15 protein-coding genes are annotated in these 18,028 nt (G+C 70.4%); 2 read left to right on the forward strand and 13 right to left on the reverse strand.

Annotated elements, in window-relative coordinates; all coding sequences use genetic code 11:
* Positions 1–139: 139 nt before the first annotated feature.
* A complete protein-coding gene (locus ACSYGN_RS15360) occupies positions 140–1,162 on the forward strand; it encodes a sigma-70 family RNA polymerase sigma factor (protein WP_460395921.1) in 1,023 nt (340 codons plus the stop codon).
* On the opposite strand, the gene ACSYGN_RS15365 is transcribed toward ACSYGN_RS15360, so the two are convergent.
* The 9 genes from ACSYGN_RS15365 to ACSYGN_RS15405 all read right to left on the reverse strand — a co-directional run bounded on the left by ACSYGN_RS15365 (position 1,046) and on the right by ACSYGN_RS15405 (position 11,585).
* Complete coding sequence (locus tag ACSYGN_RS15365; RefSeq protein ID WP_460395923.1) at positions 1,046–1,432, reverse strand: STAS domain-containing protein; 387 nt, start codon at positions 1,430–1,432, stop codon at positions 1,046–1,048. The two genes, ACSYGN_RS15360 and ACSYGN_RS15365, sit on opposite strands and share 117 nt — an antisense overlap.
* A 73-nt stretch (positions 1,433–1,505) precedes the next feature.
* The gene (locus tag ACSYGN_RS15370) at positions 1,506–2,789 is read right to left on the reverse strand and encodes a thymidine phosphorylase (RefSeq protein ID WP_460395925.1); all 1,284 of its coding nucleotides are present in this window, start codon (positions 2,787–2,789) and stop codon (positions 1,506–1,508) included.
* Between the two features lie 69 nt (positions 2,790–2,858).
* Positions 2,859–3,260 (reverse strand): cytidine deaminase, encoded by a 402-nt coding sequence (locus ACSYGN_RS15375; protein WP_460395927.1) that lies wholly within the window; start codon positions 3,258–3,260, stop codon positions 2,859–2,861.
* Positions 3,257–4,519 carry an ABC transporter permease gene (locus ACSYGN_RS15380; protein ID WP_460395929.1) on the reverse strand — a complete coding sequence of 421 codons (1,263 nt, stop codon included), beginning with the start codon at positions 4,517–4,519 and terminating at the stop codon, positions 3,257–3,259. Before ACSYGN_RS15380 ends, ACSYGN_RS15375 begins: the two co-directional genes overlap by 4 nt.
* Positions 4,519–5,643: an ABC transporter permease gene (locus ACSYGN_RS15385; protein WP_460395931.1), complete on the reverse strand. Its 1,125-nt coding sequence runs from the start codon at positions 5,641–5,643 to the stop codon at positions 4,519–4,521. The genes ACSYGN_RS15380 and ACSYGN_RS15385 overlap by 1 nt, the downstream gene beginning before the upstream one ends.
* Positions 5,640–7,349 (reverse strand): ABC transporter ATP-binding protein, encoded by a 1,710-nt coding sequence (locus tag ACSYGN_RS15390; protein WP_460403480.1) that lies wholly within the window; start codon positions 7,347–7,349, stop codon positions 5,640–5,642. Before ACSYGN_RS15390 ends, ACSYGN_RS15385 begins: the two co-directional genes overlap by 4 nt.
* 261 nt (positions 7,350–7,610) lie before the next feature.
* The gene (locus tag ACSYGN_RS15395) at positions 7,611–8,660 is read right to left on the reverse strand and encodes a BMP family lipoprotein (protein ID WP_460395933.1); all 1,050 of its coding nucleotides are present in this window, start codon (positions 8,658–8,660) and stop codon (positions 7,611–7,613) included.
* 330 nt (positions 8,661–8,990) lie between these two features.
* Complete coding sequence (locus tag ACSYGN_RS15400) at positions 8,991–10,052, reverse strand: BMP family lipoprotein (RefSeq protein ID WP_460403482.1); 1,062 nt, start codon at positions 10,050–10,052, stop codon at positions 8,991–8,993.
* A 300-nt stretch (positions 10,053–10,352) separates the two neighbouring features.
* Complete coding sequence (locus tag ACSYGN_RS15405; RefSeq protein ID WP_460403484.1) at positions 10,353–11,585, reverse strand: amidohydrolase; 1,233 nt, start codon at positions 11,583–11,585, stop codon at positions 10,353–10,355.
* 425 nt (positions 11,586–12,010) lie between these two features.
* Between ACSYGN_RS15405 and ACSYGN_RS15410 the strand changes: the two genes are divergently transcribed.
* Positions 12,011–12,880 (forward strand): class I SAM-dependent DNA methyltransferase, encoded by an 870-nt coding sequence (locus tag ACSYGN_RS15410; RefSeq protein ID WP_460395935.1) that lies wholly within the window; start codon positions 12,011–12,013, stop codon positions 12,878–12,880.
* A gap of 29 nt (positions 12,881–12,909) precedes the next feature.
* Here ACSYGN_RS15410 and ACSYGN_RS15415 read toward each other — a convergent pair whose 3' ends face one another.
* From ACSYGN_RS15415 to ACSYGN_RS15430, 4 genes are read right to left on the reverse strand one after another with little or no spacing between them, the layout of a single operon-like run.
* The gene (locus tag ACSYGN_RS15415) at positions 12,910–14,079 is read right to left on the reverse strand and encodes a hypothetical protein (RefSeq protein WP_460395937.1); all 1,170 of its coding nucleotides are present in this window, start codon (positions 14,077–14,079) and stop codon (positions 12,910–12,912) included.
* Between the two features lie 38 nt (positions 14,080–14,117).
* Positions 14,118–15,056, reverse strand: a complete 939-nt coding sequence (locus ACSYGN_RS15420) for an N-acetylneuraminate synthase family protein (protein ID WP_460395939.1) — start codon at positions 15,054–15,056, stop codon at positions 14,118–14,120.
* Between the two features lie 13 nt (positions 15,057–15,069).
* Complete coding sequence (locus tag ACSYGN_RS15425) at positions 15,070–16,518, reverse strand: cytidylyltransferase domain-containing protein (protein ID WP_460395941.1); 1,449 nt, start codon at positions 16,516–16,518, stop codon at positions 15,070–15,072.
* A gap of 50 nt (positions 16,519–16,568) precedes the next feature.
* A complete protein-coding gene (locus ACSYGN_RS15430; protein WP_460395943.1) occupies positions 16,569–17,882 on the reverse strand; it encodes a DUF6716 putative glycosyltransferase in 1,314 nt (437 codons plus the stop codon).
* Positions 17,883–18,028 lie beyond the last annotated feature (146 nt).

Genomic DNA, 18,028 nt, shown 5'->3' on the forward strand with positions numbered 1-18,028 from the left:
CCGAATCACCCCATACGTCCCCGACCTGCGCATACGTCCGCTGCGCGGGCCGTTGTCAGTGGGGTGGGGTAGCTTCCGAAGTGCTGGGACGGGCGCGTACAGGCGCCGCACAGGAACGGGCGCACGGGGTGGGTGGACCATGGGCAACGGCACGGCGACGACGGACACGGACCTGGACAGCGCGCTGGAGAAGCACCGGACGGAGCTGACGGGGTACTGCTACCGGATGCTCGGCTCCTCCTTCGAGGCCGAGGACGCGGTGCAGGACACCCTGATCCGGGCGTGGAAGAGCTACGACAAGTTCGAGGGCCGCTCCAGCCTGCGCTCCTGGCTGTACCGGATCGCGACGAACGTCTGCCTGGACATGCTCACGGCGGGCAACAGGCGGGCGCGGCCGATGGACCTCAGCGAGTCGACCCCGCTGGCCCGCGCCGCCCTCGTGCCACGCCCGGACAGCACCTGGCTGGAGCCGATGCCGGACGCGCGGGTGCTTCCGGCGGACGGGGACCCGGCGGAGGCGGCGGTCGCGAAGGAGTCGGTGCGGCTGGCGTTCATGGCGGCGCTCCAGAAGCTGCCCCCCAAGCAGCGGGCGGTGCTGATCCTGCGGGAGGTGCTGGCCTGGCGGGCGGGCGAGGTCGCCGAGCTGCTGGACACCTCGGTCGCATCGGTCAACAGCGCCCTCCAGCGGGCCCGCGCGACGCTCGCGGAGCGCTCGGGCCCTGCCGACCGGGCGGCGGCGGTGTCGGACCCGCTGGACGAGGGTCAGCGCAGGCTCCTGGAGCGCTATGTGGCTGCCTTCGAGGGCTACGACATGACGGCACTGACGGCGCTGCTGCACGAGGACGCGGTGATGACGATGCCGCCGTTCGACCTGTGGCTGACCGGCCATGCCGACATCACGGGCTTCATGACGACCCTGGGCTCCGCCTGCGCCGGTTCGCGCCTGCTGCCGGTCGAGGTCAATGGGCTGCCGGGCTTCGCCCAGTACAAGCCGGACCCGGAGGAGGGCGGCTTCGCCCCGTGGTCGATCCAGGTGCTGGAGATATCAGAGGGCCGGCTCACCGGGTTCCATTTCTTCCTCGACACGGCACGCTGGTTCCCCCTGTTCGACCTCCCCCTCCACCTCGAAGCGGAGCCCGACGAGATCGAGAAGGGCGCGTAGGCCCGGGCCGGGGCGCCTGAGCAGGATCCGCCCGCCCTCCCGCCGCGCGGCAAGCTGCAACCGCGCCAGCACCTCGACCTGCCGGAGCCCCGGCGGCCCGAGCCCACCCGCATCACAGACGACGACCCCGCCACCGCCGGCCGCCAGCACCGCCCGCACCTCACCACAGAGCCCGGCCACCTCGTCCCCGACGAGAGAGCCGGTCAGCACAAGCACGGCGGGTGTCCTGGCGTCCACGTGCGGTAGACCGCACGGGGGCGCACAAATCATCGGCGTGCCCAACCATGCCGAACGGGATCGGCGGAGGTCCACCGATCCCGTTCGTCTGAAAGCGTTTCCGTGGTCAGGCGATGCGCTCCAGCACCACGGGCGACGGGGTGAAGTCCGTGCCCGGGGCCGCGACGTCGTAGGAGCCCTCGATGGCCTGGAGGGCGTAGGCGAAGCGTTCGGGGGTGTCCGTGTGGAGGGTGAGGAGGGGCTGGCCCGCGGTGACGGTGTCGCCGGGCTTGGCGTGGAGTTCCACGCCGGCGCCCGCCTGGACCGGGTCCTCCTTGCGGGCGCGGCCCGCGCCGAGGCGCCAGGCGGCGATGCCGATGCCGTAGGCGTCGAGGCGGGTCAGGACGCCGGAGGCGGGGGCCGTGACGACGTGCTGTTCGCGGGCCACCGGGAGCACGGCGTCGGGGTCGCCGCCCTGCGCGGCGACCATGCGGCGCCAGGCGTCCATCGCCGAGCCGTCGGCCAGGGCCTTGGCGGGGTCGGCGTCCTTCACGCCCGCCGCGTCCAGCATCTCGCGGGCCAGGGCGAGGGTGAGTTCGACAACGTCCGCGGGGCCGCCGCCGGCCAGGACCTCGATGGACTCGCGGACCTCCAGGGCGTTGCCGGCGGTGAGACCGAGGGGGGTGGACATGTCGGTGAGGAGGGCGACCGTCTTCACACCGTGGTCCGTGCCGAGGCCGACCATCGTGGAGGCGAGCTCGCGGGCGTCGGCCAGGGTCTTCATGAAGGCGCCGGTGCCGACCTTCACGTCCAGGACCAGGGAGCCGGTGCCCTCGGCGATCTTCTTCGACATGATCGAGGACGCGATCAGCGGGATCGCCTCGACGGTGCCGGTCACATCGCGCAGGGCGTACAGCTTCTTGTCGGCGGGGGCCAGACCGTCGCCTGCCGCGCAGATCACCGCACCGGTGGTGTCGAGGACGTGCAGCATCTCCTCGTTGGACAGCAGCGCGCGCCAGCCGGGGATGGACTCCAGCTTGTCGAGGGTGCCGCCGGTGTGGCCGAGGCCGCGGCCGGAGAGCTGCGGGACGGCCGCGCCGCAGGCCGCGACGAGGGGGGCCAGCGGGAGGGTGATCTTGTCGCCGACACCGCCCGTGGAGTGCTTGTCGGCGGTGGGGCGGGACAGCGAGGAGAAGTCCATGCGCTCGCCGGAGGCGATCATGGCCGCCGTCCAGCGGGCGATCTCGCGGCGGTTCATGCCGTTGAGCAAGATGGCCATGGCGAGCGACGACATCTGCTCGTCGGCGACCTCGCCGCGGGTGTAGGCGTCGATGACCCAGTCGATCTGCTCGTCGGTCAGCTCACCGCGGTCCCGCTTGGTGCGGATGACGGAGATGGCGTCCATGGCCATGGCGTTCCTTCCGGGGGTACGAAGGGCGCGGCCCCTTGGGGCTGGTGTCCCGAAGGGGCCGCGCGGGAGTTACTTGGTGAGATGGCCCGGGCCGAAGGCCTGGGGCAGCATCTCGGAGAGCGGGAGGATGCCCGCGGGGGTGTCGAGCAGCAGGCCGGGCCCGCCGAACTCGTAGAGGAGCTGGCGGCAGCGCCCGCACGGCACCAGGCTCTGGCCGTCGCCGTCGACGCAGGTGAAGTGCGTCAGCCGGCCGCCACCGGTGCGCTGGAGCTCCGACACCAGCCCGCACTCGGCGCACAGCCCGAGGCCGTACGAGGCGTTCTCGACATTGCAGCCCGAGACCGTGCGGCCGTCGTCGACCAGCGCGGCCACCCCGACCGGATAACCGGAGTAGGGCGCGTAGGCGTGGGACATGGCCTCCCGGGCGGTCTTGCGCAGTGCCTCCCAGTCGGCGTCGGCCGCGGCGGTCACTTGCCCTGTCCCTTCCGGTACGGCAGGCCGTCCGCCTTCGGCATCCTCAGGGACTGCGCGGACAGCGACAGCACCAGCAGGGTGACGAGGTACGGGGTGGCGGTGACGACCTGGCGCGGGACCTCGTTGGTGGTGGCGTACCAGAGGAACATCAGGATGCCGACCACCGCGGTGGTCATGGCCGGGACGAGCTTCTTGCGCCAGGCCAGGTAGGCCGCGCCGAACACCAGCAGGATCGCGAGCAGCAGGATCAGCGCGTGGACGTTGACCGTGCCGCCCCGCAGGTTGAGGCTGTCGGTGTAGCCGAACAGGCCGGCGCCGAGGGCGAGGCCGCCCGGCATCCAGTTGCCGAAGATCATCGCGGCGAGACCGATGTAGCCGCGGCCCGCGGTCTGGCCGTCGAGGTAGACGTTGGACGCGACGATCGACAGGAACGCGCCGCCGAGTCCGGCGAGGCCGCCGGAGACCACCACGGCGATGTACTTGTACTTGTAGACGTTGACGCCGAGGGACTCCGCGGCGACCGGGTTCTCGCCGCAGGAGCGCAGCCTGAGGCCGAAGGACGTGCGCCACAGCACCCACCAGGTGACGGGCACCAGGGCGACGGCGATGACGGTCAGCGGCGACAGGTCGGTCACCAGACCGCCGATCAGACCGGCGATGTCGGAGACCAGGAACCAGTGCTTCTCGTTGAGGGTGTTCAGCCAGCTCGACAGGCCGGGGATGTCGAAGGTGCCCAGCGAGTCGATCGGCGGGGACTGCTTGGAGGAGCCCTGCGGGGCGTTCGCGAAGGTGAACTTCGACAGATAGCGGGTGGCGCCCAGGGCGAGGATGTTCAGCGCCACACCGGAGACGATGTGGTTGACGTTGAACGTGACGGTGGCGACAGCGTGCAGCAGCGCGCCCAGCGCACCGCCGACGATGCCGAACACGACACCGGTCCACGGGCCCCACTGGTAGCCGGCCCAGGCACCGAACCAGGTGCCGAGGATCATCATGCCTTCGAGGCCGATGTTGACGACGCCGGAGCGCTCGGACCACAGACCGCCGAGACCGGCGAGGCCGATCGGGACGGCCAGCCGCAGCGCGGTGGACATCTGTCCGGTCGAGGTGATGCCGTCCGCGCCGGTGATCAGACGGACGATCGAGGTCAGGACCAGCACGCCCGCGATGATCAGCAGGAGTACGGGGAGCGAGAGTTTACGGCCGCCCCTGGCGGGCTGCTGTGCCTTGGGCTTGGCCACAGTCGTGGTGGACATCAGGCCGCCACCTCCTTCGTCTCGGAGTTGTTCTGGGCGGCCGCGGCGAGTTCGGCGCCGACGCGGCTCTGCTGACGGCGCAGGCCGTACTGCCGTACCGCCTCGTAGGAGATGACGACCGCGAACACGATCAGGCCCTCCATGATCGTGGCGATCTCCTTCTCGTACGGGGTCGGAGTCGCGAAGTCCAGGGCGGGGGACGCCTTCTCCAGGAAGGCCCACAGCAGCGCGGCCAGCGCGATGCCGCCGGGGTTGTTGCGGCCGAGCAGGGCGATGCCGATGGCGGTGAAGCCGAGGCCAGCCGGGAAGCTCAGGCTGTAGGTGTGGGTGTCGCCGAGCAGCAGCGGCAGACCGGCGAGGCCGGACACGGCGCCGGAGACCAGCATGCACACCATGATCATGCGCTTGGCGTTGACACCGGAGGCCGCGGCGGCGGTCTCGGAGGCGCCGGTGGCGCGCAGGTCGAAGCCGAAGCGGGTGCGGTTGAGGACGAGCCAGTAGAGGACGCCCAGCGCGATGGCGAGGAAGACCAGGCCGTAGACCTCGCCGGCGTCGGCGCCCAGGCTGATGCCGGGGATCCAGCCGGACTTGTGCATGGTGCCGGTGGTCATGTTGTCGCCGACCCGCACGCCCCACACATTGGCGAGGGTGACGTAGCCGATGACGCTGGTGGCGATGGCGTTCAGCATGATGGTCGCGACGACCTCGCTGACCCCGCGGGTGACCTTGAGGACGCCCGCGATACCGGCCCAGAAGGCACCGGTCATCATGGCGACCAGCAGGAGCAGCGGGACCTGGATCGCGGCCGGCATGTTCACATTGGCGCCGACCACGGCGGTCATCACGGCGGCGAGCCGGTACTGGCCGTCGACGCCGATGTTGAACAGGTTCATGCGGAAGCCGAGGGCGACCGCGATGGCGGCGATGTAGTACAGCGACGCCTGGTTGATGATCAGCACCTGGACGTCGGAGTACGACAGCTGCTCGATCATCAGCCGGTACGGCTCGAAGGGGTTGCGGTCGGAGGCGAGCAGCACGATCGAGGTGAGCGCGATCGCCAGGACCATCGCGATGACCGGTCCGGCCACCGCGAGGAGCACTCGCTCCTTGTCGAACTTCTTCATCGGTCCTCGTCCTCCGGGGCGGCTTCTGCGCTGGTGTCGGCGCCGTCTTCGGTGTGCTCCAGGTGTCCGGACGCGGCACCGGTCATCGCCGAGCCCAGTTCCTCGGGGGTGACGGTGGCCGGGTCGGCGTCGGCGACCAGCCTGCCGTCGAAGATGACGCGCAGGGTGTCCGACAGACCGATCAGCTCGTCGAGGTCGGCGGAGATCAGCAGGACCGCCAGACCCTCGCGGCGGGCGTCACGGATGTGGTCCCAGATGGCGGCCTGCGCGCCGACGTCCACACCGCGGGTGGGGTGGGCGGCGATCAGGAACTTCGGGTCGTGGCTCATCTCGCGGCCGACGATCAGCTTCTGCTGGTTGCCGCCGGACAGCGAGCCCGCGGTGACGTCGATACCGGGGGTGCGGACGTCGTAGGCCTCGACGATACGCCGGGTGTCGTCCTGGGCGCCCTTCGGGTCGAGCCAGAAGCCCTTGGCGTTGGGACGCTCGGAGACATGGCCGAGGATGCGGTTCTCCCACAGCGGTGCATCCAGCAGCAGGCCGTGGCGGTGGCGGTCCTCGGGGATGTAGGCGATGCCCTTCTCCCGGCGCTTGCGGGTGGCCCAGGAGGTGATCTCCGCGCCCTCGAAGAGGATCTGGCCGTGGTCGGCGTTCTTCAGGCCGATCAGCGCCTCGACCAGTTCGGTCTGGCCGTTGCCCTCGACACCGGCGATGCCCATGACCTCACCGGCGTGGATGGTGAAGGTCACGTCGTCGAGGACCCGCTTGCGGCCCTCGATCGTGGGGGCGGTCTCGGTGAGAACGCTGGCCCCGGTGGCGCTGCCGCCCGCGGTGGTGGCGCCGACGGGCTCGGCGACCTCGCCCAGGGAGGCGCCGCCGGTGGCGTAGACGGTGAGGTTCTTGACCTCGACGACGGGCCGGTCGGTGACGGTCGACTCGTGGGTCTCCGGGGTCGGCAGCTCGCTGCCCACCATCATCTCCGCGAGCTGGCGCGGGGTGGTCTCGGAGGGTACGGCGGTGCCGACGGTGGTGCCGCGCCGGATGACGGTGATGTCGTCGGCGACGGACAGGACCTCGCCCAGCTTGTGGGAGATGAAGATGACGGCGAGGCCCTCGGCCTTCAGCTCGCGCAGGTTGTCGAAGAGCGCGTCGACCTCCTGCGGGACGAGCACGGCGGTCGGCTCGTCGAGGATCAGGGTGCGGGCGCCGCGGAAGAGGACCTTGAGGATCTCCACGCGCTGACGATCGGCCACACCGAGGTCCTCGACCAGCACGTCGGGGCGGACCCCGAGGCCGTAGCGGTCGGAGATCTCCTTGATCTTCCGGCGGGCGCCGGCGCCGATGCCGTACAGCTTCTCGCTGCCGAGCACGACGTTCTCGAGGACGGTGAGGTTGTCGGCCAGCATGAAGTGCTGGTGGACCATGCCGATCCCGCGGACGATGGCGTCGGCGGGGCTGTGGAACACGACCTCCTGGCCGTCCACGGCGATGGTGCCCTCGTCCGGCTTCTGCATGCCGTAGAGGATCTTCATGAGGGTCGACTTGCCGGCCCCGTTCTCGCCGACGAGGGCGTGCACGGTGCCTTTTCGGACAGAGAGGTGGATGTCGCTGTTGGCAACGACACCCGGGAACCTCTTGGTGATCCCCGTCAGCTCTACCGCAACGGTCGATTCGGCGGTGAGCGGAGGGCTGCTGGACGCGTCGATGGCGCACTCTCCTCGGGAAAGGGGCGAGTCACTCTACGCGCGTAGCGCCCCTGCTTTAAATAGGCCCGGTCCGGATCGGTCTGTTTTTTTCAGTCTCGATCCGTCCCGAGCATTCTGCCGCGCGAACAGGGCGCAGGGAGAGCCTCATCCCCACACCCCGTTCCATCGCCGTGACGCTGCTCTCGCAACGCCATTCCAGCCATGGGCCGGCCCGGTCGACCCGGCCCACGGCCTTGTGTCGTACGTGGTGCTAAGCGCCTGTCAAGAAGTCTTGACGGTGATGGAGCCGTCCTTGATGCCGGCCTCGGCCTTCTTCAGCGCGGCCTGCAGCTCCGCGTTGTTCTTGAAGGTCGGGTTGGAGTCGGCCAGGCCGACGCCGCCGTTGGCCAGCGAGCCACGGACGTCGCCGCTCAGCGGCTTGTTGTCCTTGATGACGGACTTGGAGAGGTCGTACACCGCGCCCTGGACGTTCTTCAGAGCCGAGGTGAGGATGTAGTTCTTGTACTTCGCCAGTGCGGCCTGCTTGTACTGGTCGGAGTCGACGCCGATCGCCCAGACCTTGTGCGCGGCGGCCGCCTTGATGACGCCCTGGCCGGAGAGGCCGGCCGCGGCGTACACCACGTCCGCCTTGTCGCTGATCATGCCCTCGGCGGCGGTCTCACCCTTGTCCGGGCTGGAGAAGCCGCCCTCGGCCGCGGTCTGGGTCAGGTACTGCGACTTGACCGTGACGTTCTTCTTGGTGTCCTTGACGCCCTGCTCGAAGCCGGCCTGGAACTTGTGGATCAGCGGGACGTCCACACCGCCGATGAAGCCGACCGTGTTGGTCTTGGTGGTCAGGGCGGCGGCGACACCGGCGAGGTACGAGGACTGCTCCTCGTGGAACACCATGTCGGCGACGTTCTTCTTCTGGATCTGGTTGTCGTCGATGATGCCGAACGTGACCTTGGGGAACTTCGCCGCGGCTTCCTTGACGGCCGGCGCGTAGGCGAAGCCGACGCCGATCACAGGGTTGTAGCCGGACTTGGCGAGGGTCTCCAGACGCTGGATCTTGTCGGCGTCGGACTCGTTGTCCTGCGGCTCGACATCACGGCCGCTGACCTTGAAGTCCTTCTCCGCCTGCTGGAGACCCGCGTAGGCCGAGTCGTTGAAGGACTGGTCGCCCTTGCCGCCGACGTCGTACGCGAGACCGATACCCTTGGACTTTCCGCTGCCTCCGGTGGACGAGCTGGACGAGCTGCCACAGGCTGAGACGGTGACGGCAAGGGCTGCAGTTGCAATGCCTGCAACCGCGATACGGGACACCCGGTGCATGGAACATGACTCCTTTGTGCATGCGCCCCTACCAGGCGCTGGTTCCGCCGCAGCGTAACGCGCGTAGACGAGTCGGAAAAACCCTTCTGTCCGGTCCGTTATCGAGCTGTGGCCGCAGTGACTCAAACCATACGGAACTCGGTGCGCCCTCCGCACGGGGCAAGGGACGTACCGGGAAGAAGGCTGCCCGACCGGCCCAGGACCTCCGGCAGGGGTCCTTGCAGGGGGCCGGCCTGGGTCAGGCGTTCGTCCTGCGTTCGTCCCGTGCCCCTCGGGTGGTGCCTCCGGCGGGCCTTTGGCGGTCCTGGCGGGCCTTCGGCGGCGGGGACGTCACTGGGCGGCGACGGTGACCTTGCCGTCGATGATGTCCTGCTCGGCCTTCTTGACCGCGGCGACCACGTCCTTCATCGCCTGGTACTTCGGATTGGAGTCGGCGAAGCCGACACCGCCCGACTTGAGGGTGCCCTCGACGACACCGCTCTCGGGCTTGCCCTCGATCACGGACTTCACCAGGTCGTAGACCGCGCCGCCGACGTTCTTCAGCGCGGAGCCGAGGATGTGGTCCTTGTAGGCGGCCAGCGCGGACTGCTTGTACTGGTCGGAGTCGACGCCGATCGCCCACGCCTTGGCGGAGGCCGCGGCCTGGATCACGCCCTGGCCGGACAGTCCGGCGGCGTGGTAAATCACATCCGCGCCCGCGTCGAGCTGACCCTGGGCGGCGGCCTTGCCCTTGTCGGGGCTGGAGAAGCCGCCCTCGGCTGCGGTCTGGGTCAGATACTGCGACTCGATCTTGATCTTCGGCTTGACGGACTTGGCGCCCTGGTCGAAGCCCGCCTCGAAGGTGTGGATGAGGGGGATGTCCACCCCGCCGATGAAGCCGATGTGGTCCTTCTCGGTCGCGGAGGCCGCGGCGACACCGGCGAGATACGACGACTGCTCGGCCGCGAAGACCATGTCGGCGACGTTGTCCGCCTTGATGGTGCTGTCGTCGATCATGCCGAAGGTGACCTTGGGGTACTTCGCCGCGACGGCCTTGACGGCGGGGGCGTAGGAGTAGCCGACGCCGATGATCGGGTTGTAGCCGGCCTTCGCGAGGGTCTCCAGACGCTGGATCTTGTCGGCGTTCGACTCGTTGTCCTGCGGCTCGACATCCCGCCCGCCGATCTTGAACTCCTTCTCGGCCTTCTGGAAACCTTCGTAGGCGGCGTCGTTGAACGACTGGTCGCCTTTGCCGCCGATGTCGTACGCGAGGCCGATGCCCTTGCCGGAGTACGTGCCGTCCTTGGACGTGCCGCCCGCGGAGTCACTGCTGGACTTGCCGCACCCGGCGGCCGCGAGCGCGATGACGGCGGCGGCGACCGCGGCTTGGGAGAATCTCGTCCTCCGGGAGATCAGACGCACAGCACAACACCCCTCAGTCCCACGGCACCGTCACCGGACCGCGTCCCCAATTACCCGCCTCTGGCGGCGAGTTCGGCGCACAGTAACGCGCGTAGAAGGTGAGCGGAACGGGGTTCGGACGGCCGTTACCGATTCGTGCCGCCCCTCGGTTACAGGCTCCGCACCGGGGTTACAGGGGGGTGACACAACAGGACGAAGGGGTGCCCATCGGACACCCCTTCGTCCTGTCGTATCGCGCGGTCGCACGCGGTCGCGGTCGCACGCGGTCGCAGGCCGTCGCAGACCGGTTCGTCAGCCGGTCGCCCCGTAGAGGTGGGCCACCGCGGTGAAGAGCTCGACGCCCACCCTGATCGCGGATTCGTCGGCGTCGAAGTCGCCCTGGTGGAGATCCCGGACGGTGCGCTCGCCCGGGGTACGCACGCCGAGGCGGGCCAGGGCGCCCGGGACGTGTTCCAGGTACCAGGAGAAGTCCTCGCCGCCGAGGCTCTGTTCGGTGTCCTCGATGGTGCCCGCGCCGCGGCGCAGGGTCTGGGCGTCCCGGAGCAGTTCGGTCACACCGGGGTCGTTCACCACCGGCGGCACACCGCGCACGTAGTTGATCTCGGACTTGGCGCCGTGCAGGTTGGCCACCTCGTCGATCGCGGCGACGACGATGTCCGGCGCCGCCCGCCATGCCCCGATGTCCAGGCACCGCACGGTTCCGGAGAGTTCGGCGTGCTGCGGGATGACGTTCGGCGCATGCCCCGACTCGATACGGCCCCAGGTGACGGCGAGCCCGCTGCGGGTGTCGATCCGGCGGCCGACCACGGCGGGCACGTCGGTGACCACCCGGGCGGCGGCGGTGACCAGGTCGGTGGTGAGGTGCGGGCGGGCGGTGTGGCCGCCGGGGCCGTCGAGCGCGACCTCCAGCCGGTCGCAGGCGGAGGTGATGGCGCCGTGCCGCAGCCCGATCCGCCCGGCGTCGACCCGGGGGTCGCAGTGCACGGCGACGATGGTGCCCACGCCGTCCAGCACACCGGCCTCGACGAGGTCGGCGGCGCCGCCCGGCAGCACCTCCTCGGCGGGCTGGAACAGCAGCCGCACGGGCCGCGGCAGCCGGCCCTCGCGGTGCAGCCGGGCGAGGACCAGACCGGCACCCAGCACGACCGTGGTGTGCATGTCGTGGCCGCAGGCGTGCGCCCGGTCGGGCACGGTGGAGCGGTAGGGGCACTCGCTCTTCGCGTCGGGGATCGGCAGCGCGTCGATGTCGGCCCGCAGGGCCAGCATGGGCAGGTCGGGCGGTACGTCGCCCTCCAGTCCGATGTCACAGACGAGACCGGTGCCGATACCGAGCACGCGCGGCCGGAGACCGGCCTTCTCCAGGCGCGCCTTGATGACGGCCGTCGTGCGGAACTCCTGGTTGCCGAGCTCAGGGTGCATGTGGAGGTCGCGCCGGAACGCGACGAGCTCGGCGAACAGTTCCTCGCTCAGGGTGCCGGGGAGCGTGGCATCCCCGGGGACGTCGGCCTCGGATTCTCGGGACATCAATTGGTTCACCCTCTGAAGGGTAGGACGCCAGGGCGGCCAACTGACCCTCGATCAACAAATTTCAGCCCGTTAGGGGAAGAAAAACTGGCCGTCTCAGGCATGGCTGCCGGATGAGATGGGTAAACTCGCGCCTTCAAGGCCGAGTGGATCATGGAATCCACGGAGAGTGACTTCCATCACACCCCGATACCCGTCTCTCTGTGCTCTTCTGTGCTTCGCGGTGCTCGTCGGTGCTCTGCTCTGCTGCTGTCTCTGGGATATCACGCACCGGTCAAGGCCCGCTCAAGTTGTCCACCAGCCGGGACCAAGCCGCCGCTGGGGAGCACCCTCCGGGAAGTCGTCGGGGGACGTCGCAAGGAGCCCGCACACGGCGCCGCAAAACCCCGGACGCCGGTACGACCGTCCGGGTAGCGTGCGCGCCCGTGACCCACGTGACGAACGTGCCCGACACGACGAAGACGACCGATGCGCCCGACACCGCCGCGACCGACGCCACCGACGCCACCGGCAGGGCCGAGGCGGCTACCTCGACTGACACCGCTGACGCGACCGACGCCACCGCCGCACCCCCTGCGACCGCGCCCCCTGCGACCGCGCCCTCAGCCGGAAGGGACCCCGGCGCCGACCCCGGTTTCCTCGCCGCCACCCGCGCCGCCTACGACACCATCGCGCGTGACTACGCCGCCGAGTACCCCGACAGCACCGCCCTCCCCGGCAGCCATCTCGAACGCGCCCTGCTCGGCATCTTCGCCGAACTGGTGAAGGAGCACTCCGACGCCCCCGTGGCCGACATCGGCAGCGGCCCCGGCCATGTCGCCGCCCGCTTGGACGCCATGGGCCTGCCGGTCTTCGGCGTGGACGTCTCCCCTCAGATGGTGGCGCTGGCCCGCGAGACCCATCCGCATCTGCGGTTCCACGTCGGCTCGATGACCGCGCTCGGCCTCCCGGACGAGACACTCGCCGGCGTGCTCGCCCTGTACTCGACCATCCATGTCCCGGACGACCATCTGCCGACGGTGTTCGAGGAGTTCCGCCGCGTCCTGGTACCCGGCGGGCATGTCCTGCTGGCCTTCCAGACCGTGTCCAAGGGGTCCGACGGGTCCGAGGAGCGCCGCGTCCATCTCGACGAGCGCTACGGCCACGCCATCTCGCTCGACTACCACTGGCGCACCCCGGAGACGATCGGCGCGCTGCTCACCGAGGCCGGTTTCCAGGTGATGGCCCGGGTCCACCGGGAGCCCTGGGGCGACGAGAAGTACCCGCGAGGCTTCGTGCTGGCCCGCAGGCACTGATCGTCAGGAGCGCTCCCCAGGCCCGGGCCCTACGCCGGTGCCACCGCCGCGAGTCGGTGGACGTCCCGGGCCGTGCCCGTGACGTCCGAGAGGAAGCCGTGGGCCCGGGGCGAGGCGGTCTCCGTCAGCCAGGCGGGGTCGATGTCGCACACCGCGACCCGTACGCCGGTGCCGACCAGTGCCAGCGGCAGGGTGTGCACGACGGTCGACGGGAAGCTGAGGATCGTCCGCCCGATAGGCCCGCGCCGGGCGATCAGCTCCAGCGGCAGATCGGGGCGGACGATCTCCAGACCGGTCTGCGCGGCGAGCCGGTGCAGTTTCTCCGCGCTCTCCCGGCGGTGCGCGAAGTAGCGGGTCGCCCCGTGCGCCTTGGCGAGGCCCCGTACAGCGTCGAGATACCGGTCGCCGTCGACGACCCCTGTCTCCACCAGGGATGTGCCAACCATGTCGGCGCCCTTGGTGAGCCGGGGCGGGCCGAACCGGGTGCGGGTCCAGCCGAAATCGTTCTCTGTGACCGTCACCCCGTCCGGTGTCTCGTCGATGGGCATCGAGGAGAAGATCTCCACACTGCGCCGCCGGCCCGGCGTCAGCCGACGCCGGGCCGAGAAGGACACCGGGGCGAACAGCAGGTCGCGCGGGCCGGGGCGGCCGCCCTTGCGGTGCCAGCGCACCAGACGTTCGCCCCGGGCGAGCTGTGCGACGAACTCCATCGTGGCGGTGCCGTCGTCGACGACGACCAGCTCACGCGCCCTGGTGATGGTCAGCAGCAGCTGCACATAGCGCGAGAACGGGTCGCCCATCACCACCCGCCCGGCCCGCCGCAGCAGCGGTGCGAGACCGCCGACGGTCTGGAAGGGCGCGCCGGCACCGCCCCGCGCCTCCTCCCAGCGCACCTCGTACCCCTCGTCCCGGGCCAGCTCGGCCATACGGCGCAGCTGGCCCCGGGTCATGGGGTCGGTCGGGGACAGGACGACGAGGGTGAGCCCCGCGCCCGACACCCCACCGTGCACCGCGCCCGGCACCCCGGCCTGCGCCTCACCCGGCATCCCGGGTGTGCCCGTGGACGTGCCGGGCGGACCGGCGGCGCCCATGGCGTGCGCGTGCGCCCATTCCAGCACGTTCAGGAGCTGCACCGGGCTCTCGACGAAGGCGAGAGTGTGCGGGGCGAAGCCGGCCGTGGTGCCGGCGCGGGTGCTCATCGATGTACGACCGTCCCGTAATCCGGAGTCGTCCGGTCTCACACCGAGACCGGCTCGCCCGCCGCCGCGGCGATCTCCGCCTCGGCGACGACGCCGGTGACCCGGCGCAGCTTCTTCATGGGGCCGAGCTCGGAGTCGTAGACCTTCTTGACGCCGTCACCCAGCGACGACTCGATGGCGCGGATGTCGCGCACCAGGCGCTGAAGGCCCTGCGGCTCGACGGAGGCGGCCTGGTCGGAGCCCCACATGGCACGGTCGAGGGTGATGTGACGCTCGACGAAGGTCGCCCCGAGCGCGACCGCGGCGAGGGTGGTCTGCAGGCCGGTCTCGTGGCCGGAGTAGCCGATCGGGACGTTCGGGAACTCCTTCTCCAGCGTGTTGATCACGCGGAGGTTGAGCTCCTCGGCCTTCGCCGGGTAGGTCGACGTGGCGTGGCAGAGCAGGATGTTGTCGGAGCCGAGCACCTCGACGGCGTGGCGGATCTGCTTCGGGGTCGACATGCCGGTGGAGAGGATGACGGCGCGGCCGGTGGCGCGCAGGGCGCGCAGCAGTTCGTCGTCGGTGAGGGAGGCGGAGGCCACCTTGTGGGCGGGGACGTCGAACTTCTCCAGGAAGGCGACGGCCTCGGTGTCCCACGGGGAGGCGAACCAGTCGATCCCCTTCTCCTTGCAGTGCTCGTCGATCTTGCGGTAGTCGTCCTCGCCGAACTCCACGCGGTGGCGGTAGTCGATGTAGGTCATGCGGCCCCACGGGGTGTCCCGCTCGATGTCCCACTGGTCGCGCGGGGTGCAGATCTCGGGGGTGCGCTTCTGGAACTTGACGGCGTCGCAGCCCGCCTCGGCGGCCACGTCGATGAGCTTGAAGGCGTTCTCCAGGTCACCGTTGTGGTTGATGCCGATCTCGCCGCAGACGTAGACGGGCCTTCCGTGGCCGACCTCGCGGGAACCGAAGTGACGCAGACGGGAGTTGGTGCTCATGGAAGAGGGGTCCTCACTGGGTGGGCTGGGCGGGCTGGGCGGGCTGGGCGGGCTGGGCGGGCTGGGCGGGCTGGGCGGGCTGGGCGGGGTTGTCGGAAGACTCGGAGGAGTCGCGAGAGTCGGGAGAGTCGGGAGCGTTTGTGGAGTCGGGGGTGCCGGGGGCGTCGAGGGACGCGCCGAGCAGCCAGCCCGCGATCTCACGGATCGCGCCGTCGCCGCCGGGGACGGTGGTGACGGCGCGTGCGGCGCCACGCACGATGTCGTGGGCGCTCGCGACCGCCACGGGCCAGCCCACGAGGGCGAAGCACGGGAGGTCGTTGACGTCGTTGCCGACGTAGAGCACGCGCTCCGGCGCGATGCCCTGCTCCTCGCACCACTGCTTGAGCGCGAGGTCCTTGCGGTCGATGCCGTGCAGGACCGGGATCTTGAGCTTCCGGGCCCGGGCGGCGACCACGGGGTTCTGTTCCGTGGACAGGATCAGCATCGTCAGGCCGCTGCGGCGCAGGGCGGCGATGCCGAGGCCGTCCCCGCGGTGCACGGAGACGAACTCCCGTCCCTCGGAGTCGATCAGCACCCGGTCGTCGGTCTGGGTGCCGTCGAAGTCGAGGACGACGGCGTCGATGTCGGCCAGGGTCGGGAGGGAGCCCGGCCGGTCCGCGTCGAAGAAGGGGGCCAGGGCGCGGGCGCGGGCCAGTTCGTGCGGGTCGTCGATCTCCAGGACCCGGGCGGGGTCGGTGCGGACGAGTTCCGTACGGCCGAAGAAGCGGAACCGGTGGGTGCGGAAGCCGCCGGTCTCCATGGCGTAGGCGGCGCCGGTCTCCAGCAGGTCCTGGGGGCGGTCCTGGCGGCGCGGGCGGAAGGACTTGTCGTGGTTGACGCCGTAACCGCCCTCGGTGGCGGTGGTGCTGGCGACGGTCACGGAGCCGCCGCCGCCCTCGGCCGCCGTGGTCTTTGCCCCGGCGGCGACCGGGTCGTCGGCGGCGTCGCGCCAGATGAAGCCGTGGAAGGGGGCGACGGTCAGGGCGCTGTCGGCGCCCTTGTCGAGGACCGCGGCGGCGACACCGTCGATGTCCTCGTGGACGATGAAGGGGCTGGTGCACTGCACCAGCAGGACGACGTCCATGGCCGCGCCGTGCAGCGCCTCGTGGGCGTCCAGGGCGTGCAGGACGGCCGACTCGGAGGTGGCGGTGTCCCCGGCGATGGCGGCGGGCCGCATCACGACCTCGGCACCGGCGTGCCGGGCAGCGGCGGCGATGGCCTGGTCGTCGGTGGAGACGACCACGTCGGTGACATGACGGGCGGCCAGGCACGCGCGCACCGCGCGGGCGACCAGCGGTATACCGCCGACCGGGGCGATGTTCTTCATGGGCACGCCCTTGGAACCGCCGCGGGCGGGGATCACGGCGAGCACGCGGCGCATCGAGGCGTTTTGGGCACCTCGGCTCGCACGGGAGTTGGACATCGGCTCTGCTCCTTCGGTTCCTCCGCCGCCCCGGTGGGGTGTCGCGGCGTTCACAGCTCGCCCATCCGGCGGATCACCGGTGCCACGCGCTGGACGCCGTGGCGGTAGGCGCCGCGGGCGGCGCGGCGGACCATCTGGCGGACGGGGCCGGGCTGCCGGTCGGCGGCGGGCGCGCCGGGCAGCGGGGCGCCGTCGGGTCCGAGGTGGTGGCGGGCGAGGATGCCCGGCAGATATCCGGGCGCGGTCTCGGTGGTGTAGTAGGGGTTCAGGGGCGGCAGTCCGCCGGGGCGGTGGAGCAGCTTGGCGATCCGCTCGCGCGCCGTGTCGAAGGCGGTGGCGTACGAGCCGTCGGCCGCGACCCCCTGCCGGGCGATCCACTCCGGGTCGGGCTCGGGCCGGCGGCCGGTGTCGAGGCGGTCCCAGGAGGTGAGGCAGCCCGAGCCGACGAAGTGGTGGTTGCCGAGGCCTTCACGGACGCCGAGGTCGGTGAGCACGGCGGTGGGGATACGCCGGTGCAGCGATTCCAGGGCGGCCGTGGAACTGACGGTGACCAGCAGGTCGGTGCGGTCGAGGACCTCGCCCATATGGCCGTAGACCAGTTGGAAGTTGGCAGGCGCGTCGAGGTTCTGCGCCAGCTTCTGGTAGGGCAGCTCCTCGATGTGCGTGGTGTGTTCGCCGGGCCTGGAGCGCAGCTTCAGCAGCACCTGGCGGTCGGGGTGGGAGCGGGCGTGCCGGATCAGCCGCTCCAGCAGATAGGTGCGGTCCTTGCGGCTCTCGGGGACCGAGGGCTGCGCCGCGAACACCACCGTGTAGGGCTCGTCGGTACCGGCGTACGGAGCGCCGCCGAGGAACGGCAGGGCGACCTCGGTCACGGCGGAGGCGTCGGCGCCCACTCCCTCGTAGACGGCGCGGAAACGGTCCGCGTCCTGGCGGGAGTTGGCGAGGACGAGGTCGGCGCCGTGGCGCAGCAGCAGTCCGTCGGCGAGCTTCTCGTAGACGACGCCGACGTAGCCGGTCACGACGACGGGCCGTTCGGCGGCGCTCGCCCATACGTGGCGCAGTCCGTGCAGCATGGCCTGGACTCCCCCGCCGACGAGGGAGAGCACCAGGACGTCGTACGTCTCCTCGCCCATCACGCGCAGGAATTCGACGGCGGTCACCTCGCGGAGCGAGTCGGCGTGGACGCCGACCTCCTGGAGCTGACGGGCCGTCGGGGTGGCACGTCCCCGGAGCAGATAGCCGTCGAGCTTCATGTCCGCATCGGAGGGAACGATGCGCTTCGCGGTGAGCGCGCCCCATTTCCACCGGGTGTCGGAATCGGCTAGTACGGCTACCCGTCGGGTCCTCGTTGCACTTGCTGGCACGTCGAAGACCGTAGGAAGGCATTTCTAGGTTCGGCCCAACCCCACCGCAACAAAGGGTTAACAGCATCTCGCCGGTTGGCGAATCAGGCCGCCGACACAGCGGAATAAAACCCGGTTCACAGCTTCGCCACGCGTCGTTCACCTCA

The sequence above is a fragment of the Streptomyces sp. YIM S03343 genome (assembly GCF_054729195.1).

What these genes read in the sequence shown, in the direction of transcription:
- ACSYGN_RS15405 (WP_460403484.1), bottom strand. Translation starts at nt 11,585, where the DNA reads ATGTCCCGAGAATCCGAGGCCGACGTCCCCGGGGATGCCACGCTCCCC.
- ACSYGN_RS15385 (WP_460395931.1), bottom strand. Translation starts at nt 5,643, where the DNA reads ATGAAGAAGTTCGACAAGGAGCGAGTGCTCCTCGCGGTGGCCGGACCG.
- ACSYGN_RS15380 (WP_460395929.1), bottom strand. Translation starts at nt 4,519, where the DNA reads ATGTCCACCACGACTGTGGCCAAGCCCAAGGCACAGCAGCCCGCCAGG.
- ACSYGN_RS15370 (WP_460395925.1), bottom strand. Translation starts at nt 2,789, where the DNA reads ATGGCCATGGACGCCATCTCCGTCATCCGCACCAAGCGGGACCGCGGT.
- ACSYGN_RS15395 (WP_460395933.1), bottom strand. Translation starts at nt 8,660, where the DNA reads ATGCACCGGGTGTCCCGTATCGCGGTTGCAGGCATTGCAACTGCAGCC.
- ACSYGN_RS15415 (WP_460395937.1), bottom strand. Translation starts at nt 14,079, where the DNA reads ATGAGCACCCGCGCCGGCACCACGGCCGGCTTCGCCCCGCACACTCTC.
- ACSYGN_RS15365 (WP_460395923.1), bottom strand. Translation starts at nt 1,432, where the DNA reads ATGATTTGTGCGCCCCCGTGCGGTCTACCGCACGTGGACGCCAGGACA.
- ACSYGN_RS15360 (WP_460395921.1), top strand. Translation starts at nt 140, where the DNA reads ATGGGCAACGGCACGGCGACGACGGACACGGACCTGGACAGCGCGCTG.
- ACSYGN_RS15420 (WP_460395939.1), bottom strand. Translation starts at nt 15,056, where the DNA reads ATGAGCACCAACTCCCGTCTGCGTCACTTCGGTTCCCGCGAGGTCGGC.
- ACSYGN_RS15425 (WP_460395941.1), bottom strand. Translation starts at nt 16,518, where the DNA reads ATGTCCAACTCCCGTGCGAGCCGAGGTGCCCAAAACGCCTCGATGCGC.